This window comes from Citrobacter sp. Marseille-Q5395 (assembly GCF_947057495.1).
Taxonomy (GTDB): domain Bacteria; phylum Pseudomonadota; class Gammaproteobacteria; order Enterobacterales; family Enterobacteriaceae; genus Citrobacter; species Citrobacter murliniae.
This window is the reverse complement of the sequence record NZ_CAMSEL010000005.1, coordinates 137,280-154,753: the sequence shown is the minus strand read 5'-3', so window position 1 is coordinate 154,753 and position 17,474 is coordinate 137,280. Positions and strand designations below refer to the sequence as shown.

Annotated in this window: 16 protein-coding genes and 1 pseudogene; 3 read left to right on the top strand and 14 right to left on the bottom strand. The window is 56.0% G+C overall.

Annotated features, from left to right (window positions below; all coding sequences use genetic code 11):
* Genes OH663_RS06970 through OH663_RS06960 form a run of 3 tightly spaced genes read left to right on the top strand, consistent with a single transcriptional unit; the run spans window position 1 to window position 4,936 of the window.
* Window positions 1-1,068 carry an HlyD family secretion protein gene (locus tag OH663_RS06970; protein ID WP_048222983.1) on the top strand — a complete coding sequence of 356 codons (1,068 nt, stop codon included), beginning with the start codon at window positions 1-3 and terminating at the stop codon, window positions 1,066-1,068.
* Entirely contained in the window at window positions 1,065-3,812 is a 2,748-nt protein-coding gene (gene rbbA / locus OH663_RS06965) for a ribosome-associated ATPase/putative transporter RbbA (protein ID WP_200013221.1), read from the top strand. Before OH663_RS06970 ends, rbbA begins: the two co-directional genes overlap by 4 nt.
* Window positions 3,812-4,936, top strand: a complete 1,125-nt coding sequence (locus tag OH663_RS06960) for an ABC transporter permease (RefSeq protein WP_200013222.1) — start codon at window positions 3,812-3,814, stop codon at window positions 4,934-4,936. The genes rbbA and OH663_RS06960 overlap by 1 nt, the downstream gene beginning before the upstream one ends.
* Before the next feature lie 63 nt (window positions 4,937-4,999).
* On the opposite strand, the gene nikR is transcribed toward OH663_RS06960, so the two are convergent.
* The 14 genes and pseudogenes from nikR to OH663_RS06890 form a co-directional block, all read right to left on the bottom strand.
* On the bottom strand, window positions 5,000-5,401 hold the full coding sequence (nikR, locus tag OH663_RS06955; protein ID WP_005121550.1) for a nickel-responsive transcriptional regulator NikR: 402 nt from the start codon (window positions 5,399-5,401) through the stop codon (window positions 5,000-5,002).
* A 49-nt stretch (window positions 5,402-5,450) separates the two neighbouring features.
* Window positions 5,451-6,029 (bottom strand): 4'-phosphopantetheinyl transferase AcpT, encoded by a 579-nt coding sequence (acpT, locus tag OH663_RS06950; RefSeq protein ID WP_048222979.1) that lies wholly within the window; start codon window positions 6,027-6,029, stop codon window positions 5,451-5,453.
* Window position 6,030: 1 nt separating this feature from the next.
* Window positions 6,031-7,260: a beta-ketoacyl-ACP synthase gene (locus OH663_RS06945; RefSeq protein ID WP_045448590.1), complete on the bottom strand. Its 1,230-nt coding sequence runs from the start codon at window positions 7,258-7,260 to the stop codon at window positions 6,031-6,033.
* A complete protein-coding gene (locus tag OH663_RS06940; RefSeq protein ID WP_200013223.1) occupies window positions 7,257-7,988 on the bottom strand; it encodes a 3-ketoacyl-ACP reductase FabG2 in 732 nt (243 codons plus the stop codon). Before OH663_RS06940 ends, OH663_RS06945 begins: the two co-directional genes overlap by 4 nt.
* The gene (locus OH663_RS06935; protein WP_045448585.1) at window positions 7,985-8,461 is read right to left on the bottom strand and encodes a hotdog family protein; all 477 of its coding nucleotides are present in this window, start codon (window positions 8,459-8,461) and stop codon (window positions 7,985-7,987) included. The genes OH663_RS06940 and OH663_RS06935 overlap by 4 nt, the downstream gene beginning before the upstream one ends.
* Window positions 8,458-9,627, bottom strand: coding sequence for a beta-ketoacyl-[acyl-carrier-protein] synthase family protein (locus tag OH663_RS06930; RefSeq protein WP_263525707.1), 1,170 nt, complete (start codon window positions 9,625-9,627; stop codon window positions 8,458-8,460). The genes OH663_RS06935 and OH663_RS06930 overlap by 4 nt, the downstream gene beginning before the upstream one ends.
* 1 nt (window position 9,628) lies before the next feature.
* Window positions 9,629-10,213: a DUF3261 domain-containing protein gene (locus OH663_RS06925; RefSeq protein ID WP_045448578.1), complete on the bottom strand. Its 585-nt coding sequence runs from the start codon at window positions 10,211-10,213 to the stop codon at window positions 9,629-9,631.
* A pseudogene (locus OH663_RS06920) lies at window positions 10,210-12,515 on the bottom strand (MMPL family transporter). Before OH663_RS06920 ends, OH663_RS06925 begins: the two are co-directional and overlap by 4 nt.
* Complete coding sequence (locus tag OH663_RS06915; protein WP_045448572.1) at window positions 12,484-13,089, bottom strand: LolA family protein; 606 nt, start codon at window positions 13,087-13,089, stop codon at window positions 12,484-12,486. The pseudogene OH663_RS06920 and the gene OH663_RS06915 overlap by 32 nt, the downstream one beginning before the upstream one ends.
* Complete coding sequence (locus tag OH663_RS06910; protein WP_045448568.1) at window positions 13,086-13,508, bottom strand: acyl-CoA thioesterase; 423 nt, start codon at window positions 13,506-13,508, stop codon at window positions 13,086-13,088. The genes OH663_RS06915 and OH663_RS06910 overlap by 4 nt, the downstream gene beginning before the upstream one ends.
* Before the next feature lie 3 nt (window positions 13,509-13,511).
* Window positions 13,512-15,203 (bottom strand): glycosyltransferase family 2 protein, encoded by a 1,692-nt coding sequence (locus OH663_RS06905; protein ID WP_048222967.1) that lies wholly within the window; start codon window positions 15,201-15,203, stop codon window positions 13,512-13,514.
* Entirely contained in the window at window positions 15,194-15,547 is a 354-nt protein-coding gene (locus OH663_RS06900) for an ApeI family dehydratase (RefSeq protein WP_045448564.1), read from the bottom strand. The genes OH663_RS06905 and OH663_RS06900 overlap by 10 nt, the downstream gene beginning before the upstream one ends.
* Window positions 15,534-16,895 carry an AMP-binding protein gene (locus OH663_RS06895; RefSeq protein ID WP_045448562.1) on the bottom strand — a complete coding sequence of 454 codons (1,362 nt, stop codon included), beginning with the start codon at window positions 16,893-16,895 and terminating at the stop codon, window positions 15,534-15,536. Before OH663_RS06895 ends, OH663_RS06900 begins: the two co-directional genes overlap by 14 nt.
* On the bottom strand, window positions 16,892-17,473 hold the full coding sequence (locus OH663_RS06890; protein WP_045448560.1) for a COG4648 family protein: 582 nt from the start codon (window positions 17,471-17,473) through the stop codon (window positions 16,892-16,894). Before OH663_RS06890 ends, OH663_RS06895 begins: the two co-directional genes overlap by 4 nt.
* Between the last annotated feature and the right edge of the window lies 1 nt (window position 17,474).

Below are 17,474 nucleotides of genomic sequence, written 5' to 3'. Positions count from 1 at the left end.
ATGGATAAAATTAAGCGTCATCTGGTGTGGTGGGGGGCAGGCCTCCTGGTGGTGGCCGCCGCGATAGTATGGTGGATGCTACGTCCGGCAGGAGTACCAGAAGGATTTGCTGCCAGTAATGGCAGAATTGAAGCTACCGAAGTAGATATAGCCACCAAGATTGCCGGGCGTATTGACACGATCCTCGTGTCGGAAGGGCAGTTCGTTCGCCAGGGCGAGGTGCTGGCGAAAATGGATACCCGCGTGCTACACGAGCAGCGGCTGGAAGCGGTCGCGCAAATCAAAGAGGCAGAAAGTGCCGTTGCGGCGGCGCGCGCGTTGCTGGAACAGCGGCAAAGTGAAATGCGCGCCGCGCAGTCGGTAGTAAAGCAGCGCGAGGCGGAACTGCAGTCGGTCTCTAAACGTCATATTCGTTCCCGTTCGCTGTCACAACGTGGAGCGGTGTCTGAGCAACAACTGGATGACGATCGTGCCGCTGCCGAAAGCGCGCGGGCTGCGCTGGAATCATCAAAGGCACAGGTCTCTGCGGCGAAAGCGGCTATTGAAGCAGCCCGCACCAGCATTATTCAGGCGCAAACTCGTGTTGAAGCTGCGCAGGCAACCGAACGACGGATTGCGGCAGATATCGATGATAGCGAGCTTAAGGCTCCGCGCGATGGTCGCGTGCAGTACCGCGTAGCTGAACCGGGTGAAGTGCTTTCAGCCGGTGGGCGGGTGCTGAATATGGTCGATCTCAGCGATGTTTACATGACGTTTTTCCTGCCTACTGAACAGGCTGGTCTGCTAAAAATTGGTGGTGAAGCGCGTCTGGTACTGGATGCCGCGCCCGATCTGCGTATTCCGGCAACCATCAGCTTTGTTGCCAGCGTGGCGCAATTTACGCCAAAAACGGTCGAAACCAGCGATGAACGGCTGAAACTCATGTTTCGTGTAAAAGCCCGCATCCCACCGGAGCTGTTACAGCAGCATCTGGAATACGTCAAAACCGGGCTGCCGGGCATGGCCTGGGTACGTCTTGATGAAAGTCGTGCCTGGCCGGATGATCTGGTGGTGAGGTTACCGCAATGACGCAACTGGCGCTGGTTCCCGTTCCTCCCGTGGCGCACCTTGACGGCGTGAGTCAGCATTACGGGGCAACGGTAGCGCTGAACAATATCACGCTGGATATCCCCGCCCGCTGCATGGTGGGGTTGATTGGCCCGGACGGTGTGGGTAAGTCGAGCTTACTGTCCCTCATCTCCGGCGCTCGGGTTATTGAACGCGGCAACGTGATGGTGCTGGGCGGCGACATGCGTGACCCGAAGCACCGCCGCGATGTCTGCCCGCGCATAGCCTGGATGCCTCAGGGGTTGGGGAAAAACTTGTACCACACGCTGTCGGTGTATGAGAACGTCGATTTTTTCGCACGCCTGTTTGGCCATGATAAAGCAGAGCGCGAGGCGCGAATAACAGAGCTGCTGGATAGCACAGGTCTGGCGCCGTTTCGCGATCGTCCTGCCGGGAAACTCTCGGGTGGGATGAAACAAAAGCTGGGGTTGTGCTGTGCGTTGATCCATGACCCGGAATTATTAATCCTTGATGAACCTACCACCGGGGTGGATCCGCTCTCCCGCGCCCAGTTTTGGGAGTTGATTAACAGCATTCGCCAGCGTCAGACCAACATGAGCGTGCTGGTCGCGACTGCCTATATGGAAGAGGCCGAGCGTTTTGACTGGCTGGTAGCGATGAACGCGGGTGAGGTATTAGCCACAGGTAGTGCACAGCACCTGCGTGAAAAAACCAACAGCGACACGCTGGAGCAGGCGTTTATCGCACTGTTACCTGAAGCCCAGCGTCAGGCGCACAAACCGGTCGTGATCCCGCCTTATCACGCAGAACAAGAAGAGATAGCCATCGAAGCGCGGGATCTGACCATGCGCTTCGGTAATTTTGTTGCCGTTGATCACGTTAATTTTCGCATACCACGCGGAGAGATCTTTGGTTTTCTCGGCTCGAACGGCTGCGGTAAATCCACCACTATGAAGATGCTCACCGGGCTGCTACCAGCCAGTGAGGGTGAGGCGTGGTTGTTCGGACAAGCGGTTGATCCGAAGAATATCGACACTCGTCGTCGGGTGGGCTATATGTCGCAGGCTTTTTCGCTCTACAGCGAACTGACCGTGCGGCAAAACCTGGAACTACACGCACGTCTCTTTCACATTCCGGAAGCGGAGATCCCTGAGCGCGTAAAAGAGATGAGTGAGCGCTTTACGCTGGCCGATGTCGAAGATGTACTGCCTGGCGCGTTACCACTGGGGATACGTCAGCGCCTGTCGCTGGCAGTGGCGGTGATTCATCGCCCGGAAATGTTAATTCTTGATGAGCCTACCTCCGGCGTTGACCCGGTGGCTAGGGATATGTTCTGGCAACTGATGGTTGATTTGTCTCGTCAGGATAAAGTAACCATTTTTATTTCCACCCACTTTATGAATGAGGCGGAGCGCTGCGACCGTATGTCGCTGATGCACGCCGGAAAAGTGCTCGCCAGTGGTACGCCTCGGGAACTGGTGAAGCAGCGTGGTGCAGCCAGTCTGGAGGAGGCGTTTATCTCCTGGTTACAGGAAGCAGCAGGGCCGGCCCCTGAAACTCAGTTACCGCCAGCAGATGCTCCGGTTGAGCATGAGAGTAGCTTGCCGCCACGTCAGGGATTTAGCCTGCGGCGTCTGTTCAGTTACAGCCGCCGTGAAGCACTCGAACTACGGCGCGATCCGGTCCGCTCAACACTGGCATTGATGGGTACGGTGATCCTGATGTTGATTATGGGCTACGGCATTAGCATGGATGTGGAAAACCTGCGTTTTGCGGTGCTCGATCGTGACCAAACCGTCAGTAGCCAGGCGTGGTCGCTGAATCTGTCTGGTTCCCGCTATTTTATCGAGCAGCCGCCGCTTACCAGTTATGACGAACTGGACAAACGGATGCGCTCGGGTGAGGTGGCGGTAGCAATAGAAATTCCACCTAATTTTGGTCGTGACATTGCACGCGGCACGCCGGTGCAGCTTGGTGTCTGGGTGGATGGCGCGATGCCCAGCCGTGCCGAAACGGTGAGGGGTTACGTACAGGCGATGCACCAGGCCTGGCTACTAGACGTGATGGCGCGTCAACCAAACGCCAGCGGGCAGAACGGACTGATGACCATTGAAACACGCTATCGCTATAACCCGGATGTGAAGAGCCTGCCTGCGATTGTTCCTGCCGTGATCCCATTACTGTTGATGATGATCCCTTCGATGCTTAGCGCCCTGAGCGTGGTGCGCGAGAAAGAGCTGGGGTCGATTATCAACCTGTATGTCACGCCCACTACCCGCAGTGAGTTTTTACTCGGTAAACAACTGCCTTACATCGTACTGGGGATGCTGAACTTTCTGCTGTTGTGTGCGCTATCGGTATTTGTTTTTGGCGTGCCACATAAGGGGAGTTTTTTGACGCTGACGCTTGCTGCGTTGCTGTATGTCACTATCGCTACCGGTCTGGGATTGCTGATCTCCACGTTTATGAATAGCCAGATTGCGGCCATCTTCGGTACGGCGATTATTACGCTGATCCCGGCAACGCAGTTTTCCGGGATGATCGATCCGGTGGCGTCGCTGGAAGGACCGGGGCGCTGGATCGGTGAAATTTACCCGACCAGCCACTTTCTGACCATTGCGCGCGGCACGTTTTCGAAAGCGCTGGATTTGATGGATCTCTGGCAGTTGTTTATTCCGCTGGTGATCGCTATTCCGGTGGTGATTGGCCTGAGCGTGTTGCTGCTGAAAAAACAGGAGGGGTGATGCGCCGAATACGCAATATTTATAACCTCGGAGTCAAAGAGTTGCGCAGCCTGCTGGGTGATAAGGCGATGCTGGCACTGATTGTCTTCGCCTTCACCATTTCGGTTTACTCTTCTGCAACGGTTCTGCCGGGTTCTCTGCATCTTGCGCCGATTGCTATTGCCGATATGGACCAGTCACAACTGTCGAACCGTATCGTGAACAGTTTTTATCGCCCATGGTTTTTACCGCCGGAAATGATCACCGCGGATGAAATGGATGCTGGCCTTGATGCCGGACGTTATACCTTTGCGGTGAATATTCCCCCCAACTTTCAGCGTGATGTGCTGGCAGGGCGGCAACCAGAGCTACAGGTTAATGTGGATGCCACGCGTATGAGCCAGGCATTTACTGGCAACAGCTATATCCAGAATATTATCAGTGGTGAGGTGAACAGCTTTGTTGCTCGCTATCGTGATAACAGTATGACGCCGGTCGGGCTGGAGATCCGTATGCGCTTCAACCCGAATCTGGAACCCGCGCGTTTCGGGGCGGTAATGGCAATCATCAACAATATCACCATGCTGGCGATTGTACTCACCGGGTCGGCGCTGATCCGCGAGCGCGAACACGGGACCATTGAGCACCTGTTGGTGATGCCGGTGACGCCGTTTGAGATAATGATGGCAAAAATCTGGTCGATGGGGCTGGTGGTGCTGGTGGTTTCTGGCCTGTCGTTGATGCTGATGGTGAAAGGCGTTCTCGGCGTGCCGATTGAAGGCTCCATACCATTGTTTATGCTCGGCGTGGCGCTGAGCCTGTTTGCCACAACGTCCATTGGCATTTTTATGGGCACGCTGGCGCGTTCAATGCCACAACTGGGGTTGCTGATGATTCTGGTGCTGCTGCCATTACAGATGCTCTCTGGAGGTTCTACGCCGCGCGAAAGCATGCCGCAGGCGGTGCAGGATATCATGCTGACCATGCCGACCACCCACTTTGTCAGTCTCGCACAGGCGATACTCTATCGTGGCGCAGGGTTCAGCATCGTCTGGCCGCAATTCCTGACGTTACTGGCGATCGGCTGCGCGTTCTTCCTGATAGCACTGCTGCGTTTCAGAAAGACGATTGGCACAATGGCGTAGTGCCGGAAAACAGAACCGACGTAGGCCGGGCAAGCTAAGCGCCCCCGGCAACGTAACGGGCAATTACTCTTCTTTTGGCAAACACTGCAAATGGCCATGGCGTACGCCGCGCTGGGAAATGACGTCGTCAGCAAAATGCTGGACATCGCCCATGTCGCCTTTCAGAACGGCGATTTCAAGGCAGTCGTCATGGTTGATGTGAACATGTAGCGTGGCGACTGACAAATCATGGTGATGATGTTGGGTTGAAACAATGCGGCTGGCTAAGTCGCGTTTCTCATGTTCGTAAACATAGGACAGCACGGCGAAACCCTGAGTGCCGTGCTCCTGGGTGGTCTCTTGTGCCAGCGCACCGCGCAGAATGTCACGGATCGCTTCGGAGCGGTTGTTGTAGCCACGGCGCTGGCTCAGGCTATCCAGCGTTTCCAGTAAATCGTCATCGAGAGTAATGGTGACTCGTTGCATCTGCAGTTAACCTTTCATATGGTGCGTCGGCGCACAGGGAATGCGGGAGTTACAGCCTCTGAACGGCGTCGGCTGTCAGGGTAAATGGTGTCGGAGTACACACTGCCAGGCTCAGCGTATCGAGCTGACACTGGCTAACAGAGAGCGAGGATGTCAGCGTAGTGCTGTCGACGCTGACAATTTGCCAGGCGCTACCGCCTCGCTGTTTAATGATGGCTTCTTTACGCGTCCAGATACGCCAGAAAGCCGCCAGCTGTTGGTCTGGATGTTCTGCTTCTATTTCGGCATGTTCTCTCAGGCTGAACACCGTATTTGCCAGCGTCTGCCAGTTGTCGCGTGGGCGCACGACTTCAATATCGCAGCCCACTTCCCCTTCGTCGCTGAGCAGCAGAGCGATGTCATCGCCGCTGTGGCTAAGGTTGAACCATAGCGGCGTGTCGGCTGTAAAAGCCGGTTTTCCTTGCTCGCCGTAGATGATGTCAGGCAATGGCGAAAGGGTATGGGAAAGCAGCACGCGGCCCGCCAGCCAGCGTTCACGGCGAGCACCCTGCGGTGCCTGCTCGAAGAGCGCGGGAGGCAATGTGCCAGCGCTTAAAGTAGAAACTTTCCCGAGAACGATCCGGTACATATCAGGGCCAACGTTTGATGATAATGGAAGTGTTGATGCCGCCAAACGCAAAGTTATTGCTCTGCAGGAACTCACAATCAATCTTGCGGGCTTCACCCATAATGTAATCCAGCGCGCCGCAATTGGCATCTGGCTGGCTCAAATTTAGCGTAGGTGCAAACCAGCCTTCACGCATCATTTGCAGACTCATCCAGGCTTCCAGTGCGCCACAGGCGCCAAGGGTATGCCCAAAATAACTTTTAAGCGAGGAGAGCGGTACATTATCACCATAAACTGCGGCGGTTGCCTGGCTTTCTGCAATATCACCACGATCGGTTGCGGTACCATGTGCAGAAATATAACCGATATCCCGGGCACCAATACCGGCCATCTTCAGCGATTTTTCCATGCAAATCTGCATCGTTTCGCGTTGTGGTTGGGTAATATGCGCAGCATCGCAGTTGGTAGCAAAACCGACGATTTCGCCGTAAATAGTGGCCCCGCGCGCTTTAGCGTGTTCCAGTTCTTCCAGCACCAGCGTGCCCGCGCCCTCACCAATCACCAGACCATCGCGTTTTTCATCAAACGGGGAGGGGGTGGTTTTCGGTGCATCGTTGCGCTGGCTGGTGGCGAATAGTGTATCAAACACTGCGGCTTCAGAAGGACACAGTTCTTCTGCGCCACCTGCGACCATCACCGTTTGATAACCGTGTCGAATAGCTTCCCATGCGTAACCAATCGCCTGGCTACCAGAGGTGCAGGCGCTGGAGGTTGGGATTACCCGCCCGCGCAGGCCGAAAAACAGACCGGTGTTAACGGCAGTGGTGTGCGGCATCATCTGCACGTAAGTTGTGCCGGTGATGTTATTGGTGTGCTTCTCGGTCAGCATGGTGGCGAACTCGCTCACCGGGCCGGTACTTCCGGTGGAGGAACCGTACGCGATTCCAGTTTCACCGTTGGTCAGTATCTGATCGCCAATCAGCCCTGCTTGTTCAAGTGCCAGTTCGGATGCGCGCGTGGACATCAGCGACACGCGTCCCATGGCGCGAATACGCTTGCGGGTATAGTGTTCCGGCAGGGTGAAATCGTCGATCGGCGCGCCAAGCAGCGTGTGCAGTCCGTCATAAACCTGCCACTCCGGCATTTTGCGTACCGCATTCTCATACGCCAGTAACCTGGCGGAGACATCCTGCCATTTTTCCCCAAAGGCGGTGACGCCGCCCATGCCTGTAATCACGACACGACGTGTCATAACATCCCTCCATTGATGGAAATCACCTGACGAGTCACATAACCCGCCACATCCGACATTAAATAGCTGGCAAGTCCGGCCACTTCTTCGGCCTGACCTATCCGTTTCATTGGGATCATCGACATGGCCTCTTTCAGCGCGGCTTCCTCCATCTCGATCATTCCGGTATCAATGAGTCCCGGTGCGATGCAATTTACGGTGATTTTGCGTTTTGCCAGCTCAATGGCCAGCGCTTTGGTTGCACCGATAATCCCTGCTTTTGCTGCACTGTAATTGACCTGGCCGCGATTGCCCATTATGCCGGAAACCGAGGACAGCGTGATGATACGTCCGCCCTGGCGTGCGCTAATCATCGGCATAATGCATGGATGAATGACGTTATAGAAACTGTCGAGGTTGGTGTGGATCACCGCATCCCAGTCATTATCGTTGAGCGCAGGGAAAGCGGCATCGCGGGTGACCCCAGCGTTGCTGATGATGCCGTACCATGCGGCATGTGCGTCAATATCCTGCTCCAGTACTTCACGGCACTGTTCGCGATTAGCAACATCAAACGTCAGCAGACGCCCTGCGCCACCAGCGGTGAGGATAGAATCTAGCGTTTCTTGCGCACCTTGCGCATCACGATGATAGTGAACGCCGACCACAAAACCGTCCGCCGCCAACTGTAGGGCGATGGCGCGACCGATACCTTTGCTGGCACCCGTAACTAAAACTGAACGACTCATGTGGACGCTCCTTGTTGAAATAGCGTGTTAATTTCTTCAGATGTCGGCTGGAAGGTGTTGACGCGACCGGTTGCCAGCGTCTCTTCGCCCGCCTGAATGGCGCATTCGAAGCTGCCGAAACGTGCGTCCTGCATCAGCAATTTGACATTGATACTTAGCATCCTGCCTGCAGGCAGAACCCCCGCAGCACAGACTAACTCGCGCGCGCCAAGCACCATGCCTAAAGCAATACTCTCCTGACCTTGTTGCTGACGGTGCCAGCCAGACCAGACGCCGATGGTCTGCGCCATTAATTCCAGGGCGAACCAGCCGGGCAGGTTGCCGTCTGGATCGAGAAAGGGGGCCAGCACGCTGTTTGCTGATATTGTCACGTGGCAGATGGCGGTCTCGTCCGTCACGCTTGCGACCTCTTCGAGTAGCAGCATCGGCGCATCGTGCGGTAAATAGTCGCCAGGCGATAAATAGTGGCTCATGAGATTCTCCCGAGCAGGATACTGGCATTGTTCCCGCCGAAGGCAAACGAATTAGACAAGATTACCGGGCGAGCCAGCGGCTGCGGCTGCTCAATGATGCCGCAGGGCGGCAGCGTTTCATCGCGTGGCGACTGGCTAAAATCCTGCGGCGGCAGCGGCAGGTCGCGTTGTAAAATCAACATACTGATGGCTGCTTCGGTAATCCCGGCCGCGCCCAGCGTGTGCCCGGTCAGGTGTTTAGTCGAACTGCACGGGACATTTTCGCCAAAAATCGCGTTCACGACTTTGGACTCAATCTGATCGTTTAACGGTGTAGCGGTACCGTGCAGATTGATATAGCCCACCTGATCCGGCGTAATCCCCGCGTCGTTAAGCGCCTGGCCTATGGCGCGAATAGCACCTTCCCCCTGTGGATGGGGAGCTGAAATATGGTAAGCGTCGCTGGATTCACCGACGCCCAGTAGCGCAATGGGCTGTGGTTCACGGGTCAATAGCATCAACGCGGCACCTTCGCCGATGGTGATCTCGCTACGGTCGCGGCCAAACGGCTGACACCGCGTCAGGGAGAGAGATTCCAGACTGTGGAAGCCGTTGATTGGCATCCGACTGAGCGTATCAGCACCGCCAACAATCGCGATATCCGCCAGACCGGATTCAATCAGGCGACGTCCGCTCATAATAGCGCGCGCGCTGGATGAACAGGCAGTTGAGAGGGTAAAGGCCGGACCATCCAGCGCCAGCCAGTGGCTGAGAAAGCGCGAGGGATCGCCCAACTCCTGCTGCGGATAGTGCCATTCGGTGCTCTCTTTGCCGTTGAGCGTGAGATCAACGTGAACGTCACCTTCATCCAGTCCGGAGGTACTGGTGCCGAGCACGATAGCAATCCGATCGCGGCCATACCGGGCGATGGCGTCATCCACCTGTGGCTGGAATTGCGCCAGTGCCGCCAGCAGCAGCTGATTATTGCGTGAACGATGGGCGCGAAAATTGTCGGGAATGGTTGGAAGTTCACCGTCAATGCCTGCTAATACGGCGCACGGATGCCCTTGCAGCCAGTCTGTGCGGGCGCGCATTCCGGGTGCTATGCCACGTGTGAGGTTAGCTGCGATTTCATCGGCGTCGTTGCCCAATGCGTTAATCATGCCAACGGCAGAAATGTAGATCATCTCAGTCACCCAGGTATTGAATGGTGATGTGGTATTTAAAAACGTGCTGCTCGATACTGATCGGCTCGCGTTTTCCTTTCCGATTCAGATACGTGATTTCCGTAACCAGTTTGCCGTTGGCGTTGCGCAGTTCGCGTGTGTCACCCATATCAATGAGCGTCCAGCCTTTCGGCAATTGTGGCTGCCAGGCGCTAATTGGCCAATGGCTGAGCATCACGTCAGCCAGCACCTGGCTGGCGGGCGGCAGTTGCGGCACGATGATTGATTGTTCGGTATGTAAGCCTTTTTCATCGTAAGTCACAAGAAACAGACGAATGCCGACCGACGACAGCCCGGCAAGCGTTATTTTCCTGTCGTCGGCGTTAAGCATTACCAACAGTGACTGGGTTTTGCCGTTAAAACTGCCGGTCAGCAACTGTTGTGAATTAACCTGGGGGGTAATCCCCGGGGCAGGCAGCGTCACGCGTGTGCCCGGCTCCAGCCACGCTTGCGGACGGCCTTCCTGTTCCGGCTGTGAGTGGCTGCATCCGGTGAGAATTAACGTAGCGACCAGTGCGGCGGCGCGCCAGAATGTCTGTTTGATCATTTTCTTTTTTTCTCTTTTTTACCAGGCATCGCCAGTGGTGAAAGCAGGAATGCGGTGAAAATACCGCTCACCAGTACAATGCCAAAACTGCTGATGGCTTGAGTGGCGCTGAATACCAGCATGCCGAGCGTCAGGAGCGTGGTCATCATCGCCAGAGTGATAGCCAGCAGCGATGTCAGCGGTGTGCTGCGTGGATTACTGAAAAACAGCGTGTAGTTAATGCCGATTCCCAATACCAGCACCAGGGCCAGCAGTGAGAACAGGTTGAGCGCATGACCACTCAGGGCCAGTACCGCCAGACCACAACCTAAAGACAGCACTGAGGGTACCAGGCTGATAAAACCCTTACGCCAGCCAAGTCGGATGACAGCCCCGCCAGCGCAATGCATAGCAGGCCGGTCAGGATATGGCGATACAGGGCGAAAAGCGTGTCGAAGCTGCTCTTACGGTCCACCCACGCGACGCCGGGATATTTCGCGCTGAGTGTGTTTAATGCCGTACTTTGTTTAACGCCTTCAACGGGAACCAGTACGCTGCTCTCGCCATCAGCCAGTGTCAGCCACAGTAACCGCCAGCCTTCGCTGGCTGAACTGGCAAGCCAGGCTTCGACTGTTACCGGCATGGCGGTAAGGTCGGGATTTACCGTTGCCAGTCCGGCGTGATTCAGGGCTTTCGTTACAGCGGGCGCAGCGTCTTTAAGCAGAGTGAGATCCTGTTGCTGTCGGGCGAGCGAATTTAGCGGAATAGTGCGATATCCGCCGAGTAATCCCTCTTTTTTCGCCTGTTCCAGCGCCGGAATAAAGGTTTCCAGCCGCTCCAGCGTTTGTTGTGCAGATTTGCCGTACACCACAAACCACTTCTGATCGACGCTTTGCCCGGTCAGGGCAGTAATCGCTTTTTCCTGAGCCAGAATATCCTGCGGCAGCGCCTGTAGCTGGGAGATATCATCGTCCACGCGCAGCGTCGCCATGCCTGCCAGCGAGAACAGCGCCAGCGCTACTGGCAGGCCAACGGCAAGTTTTTTATTGCGTCGCCAGGCGGCAAGCCAACGTAACATCAGCACCATCGCCGGAACCGGACGCACCGGCAGACTGCGGCACAGCCATGGGTGCCAGAAAATCACCGTCAGGCAGGAGGCGCTCAGACCCACCGCCGCGAATACCGCCATTTGACGGATTCCGGGGAAGGGGGCCAGCATCATGATCAGGTATGCTGCGACGGTGGTGAGTAAGGCCAGCAGCAGTGCGTTACGCACTTTGGCGAGACTTTGCCATGGCGATGTTTCCGCACCGTGTACCATCCGCTCGGTCAGATAGTAGAGCGTATAGTCAGCGGAAATACCGATGATGCTCATGCTCATGACCAGCGTCATCAGGTGGAGTTCACCGAAAATCAGCAGCGTGACGACAGTACCTGCCAGCGCGCCAACACCAATCGAAATCAGGCATAGCAGCAGCGGGCGCAGCGAGCGAAACACCGCCACAATCAGCAGTATCACCCCGATCACGGTAGCTATACCGAGGGTAGAGATGTCTTGTTTCGCCTGCTGGCTGGCGTAATCGCTATAGAACAGCGTCCCGCGCGACAACAGTTGTGCCTGGGGATATTGTGCTTTGAGTTCATTTTCCAGCGTAGTAAGCGTGGTGACCAGGTGGTGTGTCTGTTGCATATCAAACGATGAACCGGTCAGTTCGCCGTGCAGCAGATACCAGTAGTTGCCTTGTTCATCCTGAGTGACCAGCCAGCCATCCATCAGGCGCAAGCGCTGGCCGTTTTTGGCCATCGCCAGCTGCGAGCCGCGCATCAGCATCAGTGGATCGTTTTGCAGCTCTTTACCACTGACGCCGGAAAAGGCTGAGTAAAGTTGGGAGAGGATCCACTGGGCCTGCGCTTCACCGCCGTTTTGCAGTCTGGCGCGGGTGTCGTTATCTATCAGGCCGTTGCGATTTTGCCAGAAGAATGCACCCCATGCCTGCTGGCTGTCGGCATCCATCGGACCTTTCACCTGTGCCAGCGCGTGTGATTTTTGCAGCAACGTCAGCCAGCCGCGGGCCACCGCTGGGTCTGGCCGTTTACCGGGACTCACCAGCCAGACCAGTTGCCGGTCTAGGCGCTGCATGAAACCTTCGTTCAGGCTCGGTGGTATGGTCCCCAACGTCTGTTTTGGCAACATTGCCAGCACGCTGCTGTTGAGACGCGCCTGAGGTAGCAGCGTCAGCAAAACGCCCAGCAGTATCAGGCAGGCGATTCCCCATAACAGCGCGGGACGTTTACTGGGTTGCAAAGCGTTGGCGTTCGTCATCGGTCAGTTGCGCTGGCGTCAGTTGGTGTTGAGAAAGCGCGATATCGGTGCGATCGCCCTGTTTATCGTTGAGCTGAATACTCTCCAGATAGGTTTTTCCGGCTAAATCAATAGTCGCAAAAATCTTATCCAGCGGTGTGGTAATAGGCGTCAGGCGTAGCGTCCAGCGGCCTTCACCTAAATCTGCAAACTCTACACGGAAGTTCTGCTCCAGCACTTTACGATCCGCCTGGAATAACGCACGCAGCAGATGATTGAACTGGAACATTTGCGGGTTGTTATCGGCGGTGATGGTTTGTGGTGGCTGACCGTTAATCACCTGAACCATCCGTTTGTCATCCAGCAGCAACTGCATCGGGAACGGAGCGGTTTGATCCCACAGTAAGCCCTGGTCGCGTGCGATCAGCATCCGGCCCTGAGATCGCAACGGCTGCGGCAGATCCTTTATCGTCCGGGTTTGATCGAAGTGGGCACGGACTACCGGCTGTTCGGTAAAACGCTGTTGCAGGGAGTCAAGCGTCAGGGCGCTGACGAATGGGCTGATGAGTAGCGCCAGCAGTGGCCATAATTTCATGGTGTGACCCCCATGCGTTCAAACAGAATATCCGGGCTGACGAAGCATAGCTCACGACTTTTTTCGTCCACCGCGACCTGAATGGTGTAGCCCGTGGTGGCGCGTTTCCCTGTTTCAGCATCGAAAATTTCGTAGCCGATACGCAGACGATTTTCGAATTCCTTAATCTGAGCACGTACACGGATACGCTGTTCGAAGGTCAGGGCGTTACGGTATTTCACCCGTGTATCGACCACCGGCCACAGATAGCCAGATTCTTTCATCTGCCGATAGCCGTAATCGAATTGGTTCAGCAGTGCCTCACGGGCAATCTCGAAATAGCGGAAGTAGTTGCCATGCCACGCGACGCCCATCATATCGACGTCATGGAACGGAATAGTCAGCTCGACTTCAGCCGTAAATCGGGGATCGTTAAGCACCCTTTACTCCTTGTCTTTGGTATCCGGCAGTTGCCAGAAATCGAAAAAGTTAAACCAGTCAAGCGGCGACTGAAGCGCATAGTGCTCCAGGCGTTCGGCGTAGCGATCGATAGCATTCTGTAACGCGTGTTGCCGGCTGGCGCGCGGTAAGAGCAACGGGTCGGCAAACGGCTCGCAGTGAATGCGTAGTTTATTCTGCTGGCGTAGGGCAAAAATCAGATCGACCGGGCAGCGTAAAATAGACGCAAGGATAAACGGCCCCTGCGGGAAGGGAGCAGCTTGTCCCATAAAGCGGCTCCAGCAGACGCGCCATTCGCCGCCACGTTGGGTATTTACCGCGATGCGATCGCCGACGATGGCGATCCATTCTCCGCGCTCCAGTTTCTCTTTGAGCAGAATGGCGGTATCCGGGCCGATATCGTTCACCGGAAGCAGGTTTAGTCCGGCCTGTGGGGCCATCTCTTCCATGATTTGCCTGAAGCGCTGGGCGTTCTCGCTGAATACCAGTGCATTGATGGTTTTGCTGCCCTGTAATTGGGCCAGAGCCCTACAGGCTTCGACATCGCCCAGATGTGAAGCCAGCAGTAGTTTTCCCCGCGGATCGCTGACGTTTAACGCCTCTTCTGCGCCTGGCGCGAAAACCACATCGCGACCAAAGTGCAGTTCACCGCGCCAACTGGCAATTTTATCCAGCATTGCGTCGCCAAAACGCAGGAAATGTTGATAGCTGGTCAGGTTTGACGGTACTGCCATCTGACGCGCGGTCAGTTGTGCCCGTACGCGGCTAATCCAGCTCTGAGATGCTTTACGAGCGGCCGAAGCCGTGAGCCAGTACACGCCGACTACCGGATATAGCATCAGGGAAAATACCTTGCGTCCCAGAAAACGCCAGACCAGCACCATCAGACGCATTCCCCACAGCCCTTTGACCTCTTGCTGATGTGCCCAGTGTGTGGATGAGCGGCGAAGAAGCAGGGAAGGGATGCGCGGCAACATGCCAAAGAACAGGCGTGTATGCATCCGTGAAATGCGCAGGTTGTCTTTGAGCGCGTCGAAATGGGACAGTCCATCCAGTGGGTAGGTAACCCTGGTTGGAATAAAATAGCTGGTGTTGCCTTGCCAGTAGAGGCGTACCATCACTTCGGTGTCAAAATCCATTCGCTTGCCAAGCGTCACGCGCTGCGCCAGTTGAAGCGTTGGCGCAACCGGATACACCCGGAAACCGCACATGCTGTCTTTTAACTGCAGCGAAAGCGTTTCTATCCACACCCAGACGTGGGTTACCCAGCGTCCGTACAGGCGCGAGCGGGGAATTGAGCCATCGTAAATCGGTTGTCCGGAAATCAGCGCCGTCGGATGTTCTTTCGCCAGCGCAAGCAGTCTGGGAATATCTTCAATGTCATGCTGTCCGTCGGCATCCACTTGCACCGCATGGCTGAACCCTGCGTCTGCCGCGGCCTGCATTCCCCGGAGCACCGCAGCACCTTTACCCGCGTTTACAGGCAGGCGGATTAATGTCAGATTGCTATTTTCAGCTGCCAGTCGAGCCAGTTCATCCCGTGTGGCGTCATCACTGCCATCGTCGACCACAATGCAGGGGAGGTCAAACGGCTGTAGACGTGCCAGTACGCGCGACATCATCGCGCCATGGTTGTAGCAAGGGATCAGCACGCAAGGGGAAAAGGTTAGTGACATAACCGAATCTTCCCGCTGCTGGCGGTATGACGCGCTTCGCCGTCGTGACGCTGGTAGCTGAAAGAGAGCATCTGACGCTCTTCCTGCCAGCTCAGACTCAGGGTTACGGTTGTTCCCGGCAGGAGCGGTGACTGGAATTTCACGTTCTGAATACTGTGAAAACGCCAGCCGGGGATCAGCAGCGTGGTGGCGTAATGCATCACCCAATCCAGCTGTGCAACGCCAGGCAGCAGCGGCTGCACAGCAAAATGCCCGCTGAACCAGAACAAAGAAGGGTCGAGATGTAAAACGATCTCAGCCTGTTGAGGCTGTGCCTGGTGGCGCTCGATTTCATGGGGTTTCATGAAATAACTCCTGTAATTGCGCATAGACACGCTTGTTCATACTGTTGACCGGGATTTCGTCAATCACGCGCCAGTAGCGAGGAACGGCGACCGGCTCCAGCCACGGCAGCAGCGAGCGCCTCCAGCTCAGCTCTTGCGGTTTACCCCCGCATTCATGCCAGCGTTGACGCGCCTCGTTATCCAGCACTAACAGGACGCCAACTCCCTGACGCCCTCCGCGTGAGACGGGCAATGCCGCGACTTCGCGGATACCGTCCAGAGCCAGTAAGCGTTGCTCCACTTCGCTGAGTGAAATACGCTTCTCTTCAATTTTGACCACGCGACCCCGTCTACCCATCAGACGGAACTGCCCGCTTTCTGTAAAATGCAGAATATCGTCGAGCAACAGGCCATCATCAGCGGCGATAAGTGGAGAAAACACGCGAAATGCCTCGTTTTCTGGCTGGAATCTGACTCCAGGGAAGGGCTGCCATGCCACATCATCCCGCTGGCGATAACGCCAGGCGAGGATACCGGTTTCGGTGCTGCCGTAGATCTCATCGGGCCATACGTTCAGCCAGTCAGCGGCCTGCGTGACATCCTGCCAGGGCAGCATGCCGCCTGCGGAAAGAATCATCTCGACCGGCGGCGGGGTAAGCTGATGGTCGAGGCGTTTCAGAAACGCCGGGCTGCTGATAAACACATAGCGATGTTCATGGCTTAGCGCCGCCAACTGCTCGGCGTACCACAGCATTGCAGCATGTAGCGGTAAACCTAAGGCCATTGGCAAGAAGATACGAAACGTCAGACCATACAGATGCTGTGGCACCACTGACGCGACCACCCGACAACCTGCCAGGCGATCGGCAAAACGCGTCGCGAGCAGCGCGGCTTCGTTATCCAGACGATTGATTGGCTTGATGACCCGTTTCGGCTGGCCGGTGGAGCCGGAGGTGAAGAGTTCCACGAAGGCGTCGCTGGGTATTGCCGGGAAAGTAATATCGTAGGTAGCGGGTTTCATGGCTGAACTGACAACCAGCAGTGCACCTTGCCAGTCCAGCGCTTTATCGCTCAGTACGCCATCAAACAGCGCATGCTGCTCGTTTAATAATGAAACACGGCAATGACCAGGGATCACCGGTATTTTGCCTGCGTGGAGCGTTGCCAGCAGTGCGACGATAAATAAATAACTGTTCTCGAAGCACAATGCCCAGCGTTCACCTTCCTGCTGCTGCAGATGCGTTATCAACCGGGCCACATCATGGCGCAGATGACCAAGTGTCCAGGTGTGCTCTTCCTGCCACGCCACAGGCACTCCGTCCGGACGTGGGGCACTGAGCCATTGAGCAAGAGTGAGGGGCTGCTTCATTGGGTATCTCGTTTTATCATCTGTTGGCGAACTAACCACTCACCCGCCATGAGTGTTCCCATCAGCAGATAGGAGATCATACCGTTCCAGGTCGTCCACAGTGACATATCGCCATACAGTGCGGTAAAAAGCGCAACGCTGCCGTTAAGGATGAAAAAGGCGCACCAGATTTGCGTCACACGGCGAGTGTAGCGCACGCCTGCTTCGGGAAGGTTTGGGTCACGCAGTCGCGCCAGCCGTTCGACAATTGGCATGGCTGACCAGAGTGAGCCGCCAAATACCGCCAGCATGACGCCATTTACCACCACCGGATAAAACAGCAACAGTTGGTGCGTTTTGAGCAGATAGCTGGCAATGCACAGTGTGATGCCAGCGACCGCCACTACCTGTGTCACGACGCGCAACGGCCCCGCCTGTCGCCGGGTCTGGCGAAAGCGTAAAAACAGGAGTAGCGCCATCAACGGCAGCAGCCAGTGCAGGCTGTTATGCGCCAGGCCAAACCAGATTAAAAATGGCCAGGCCAACAGCAGTAAACCTGTTAGCAGTTGTACGACTGGCAGCGAGCGAGTGCCCGACACG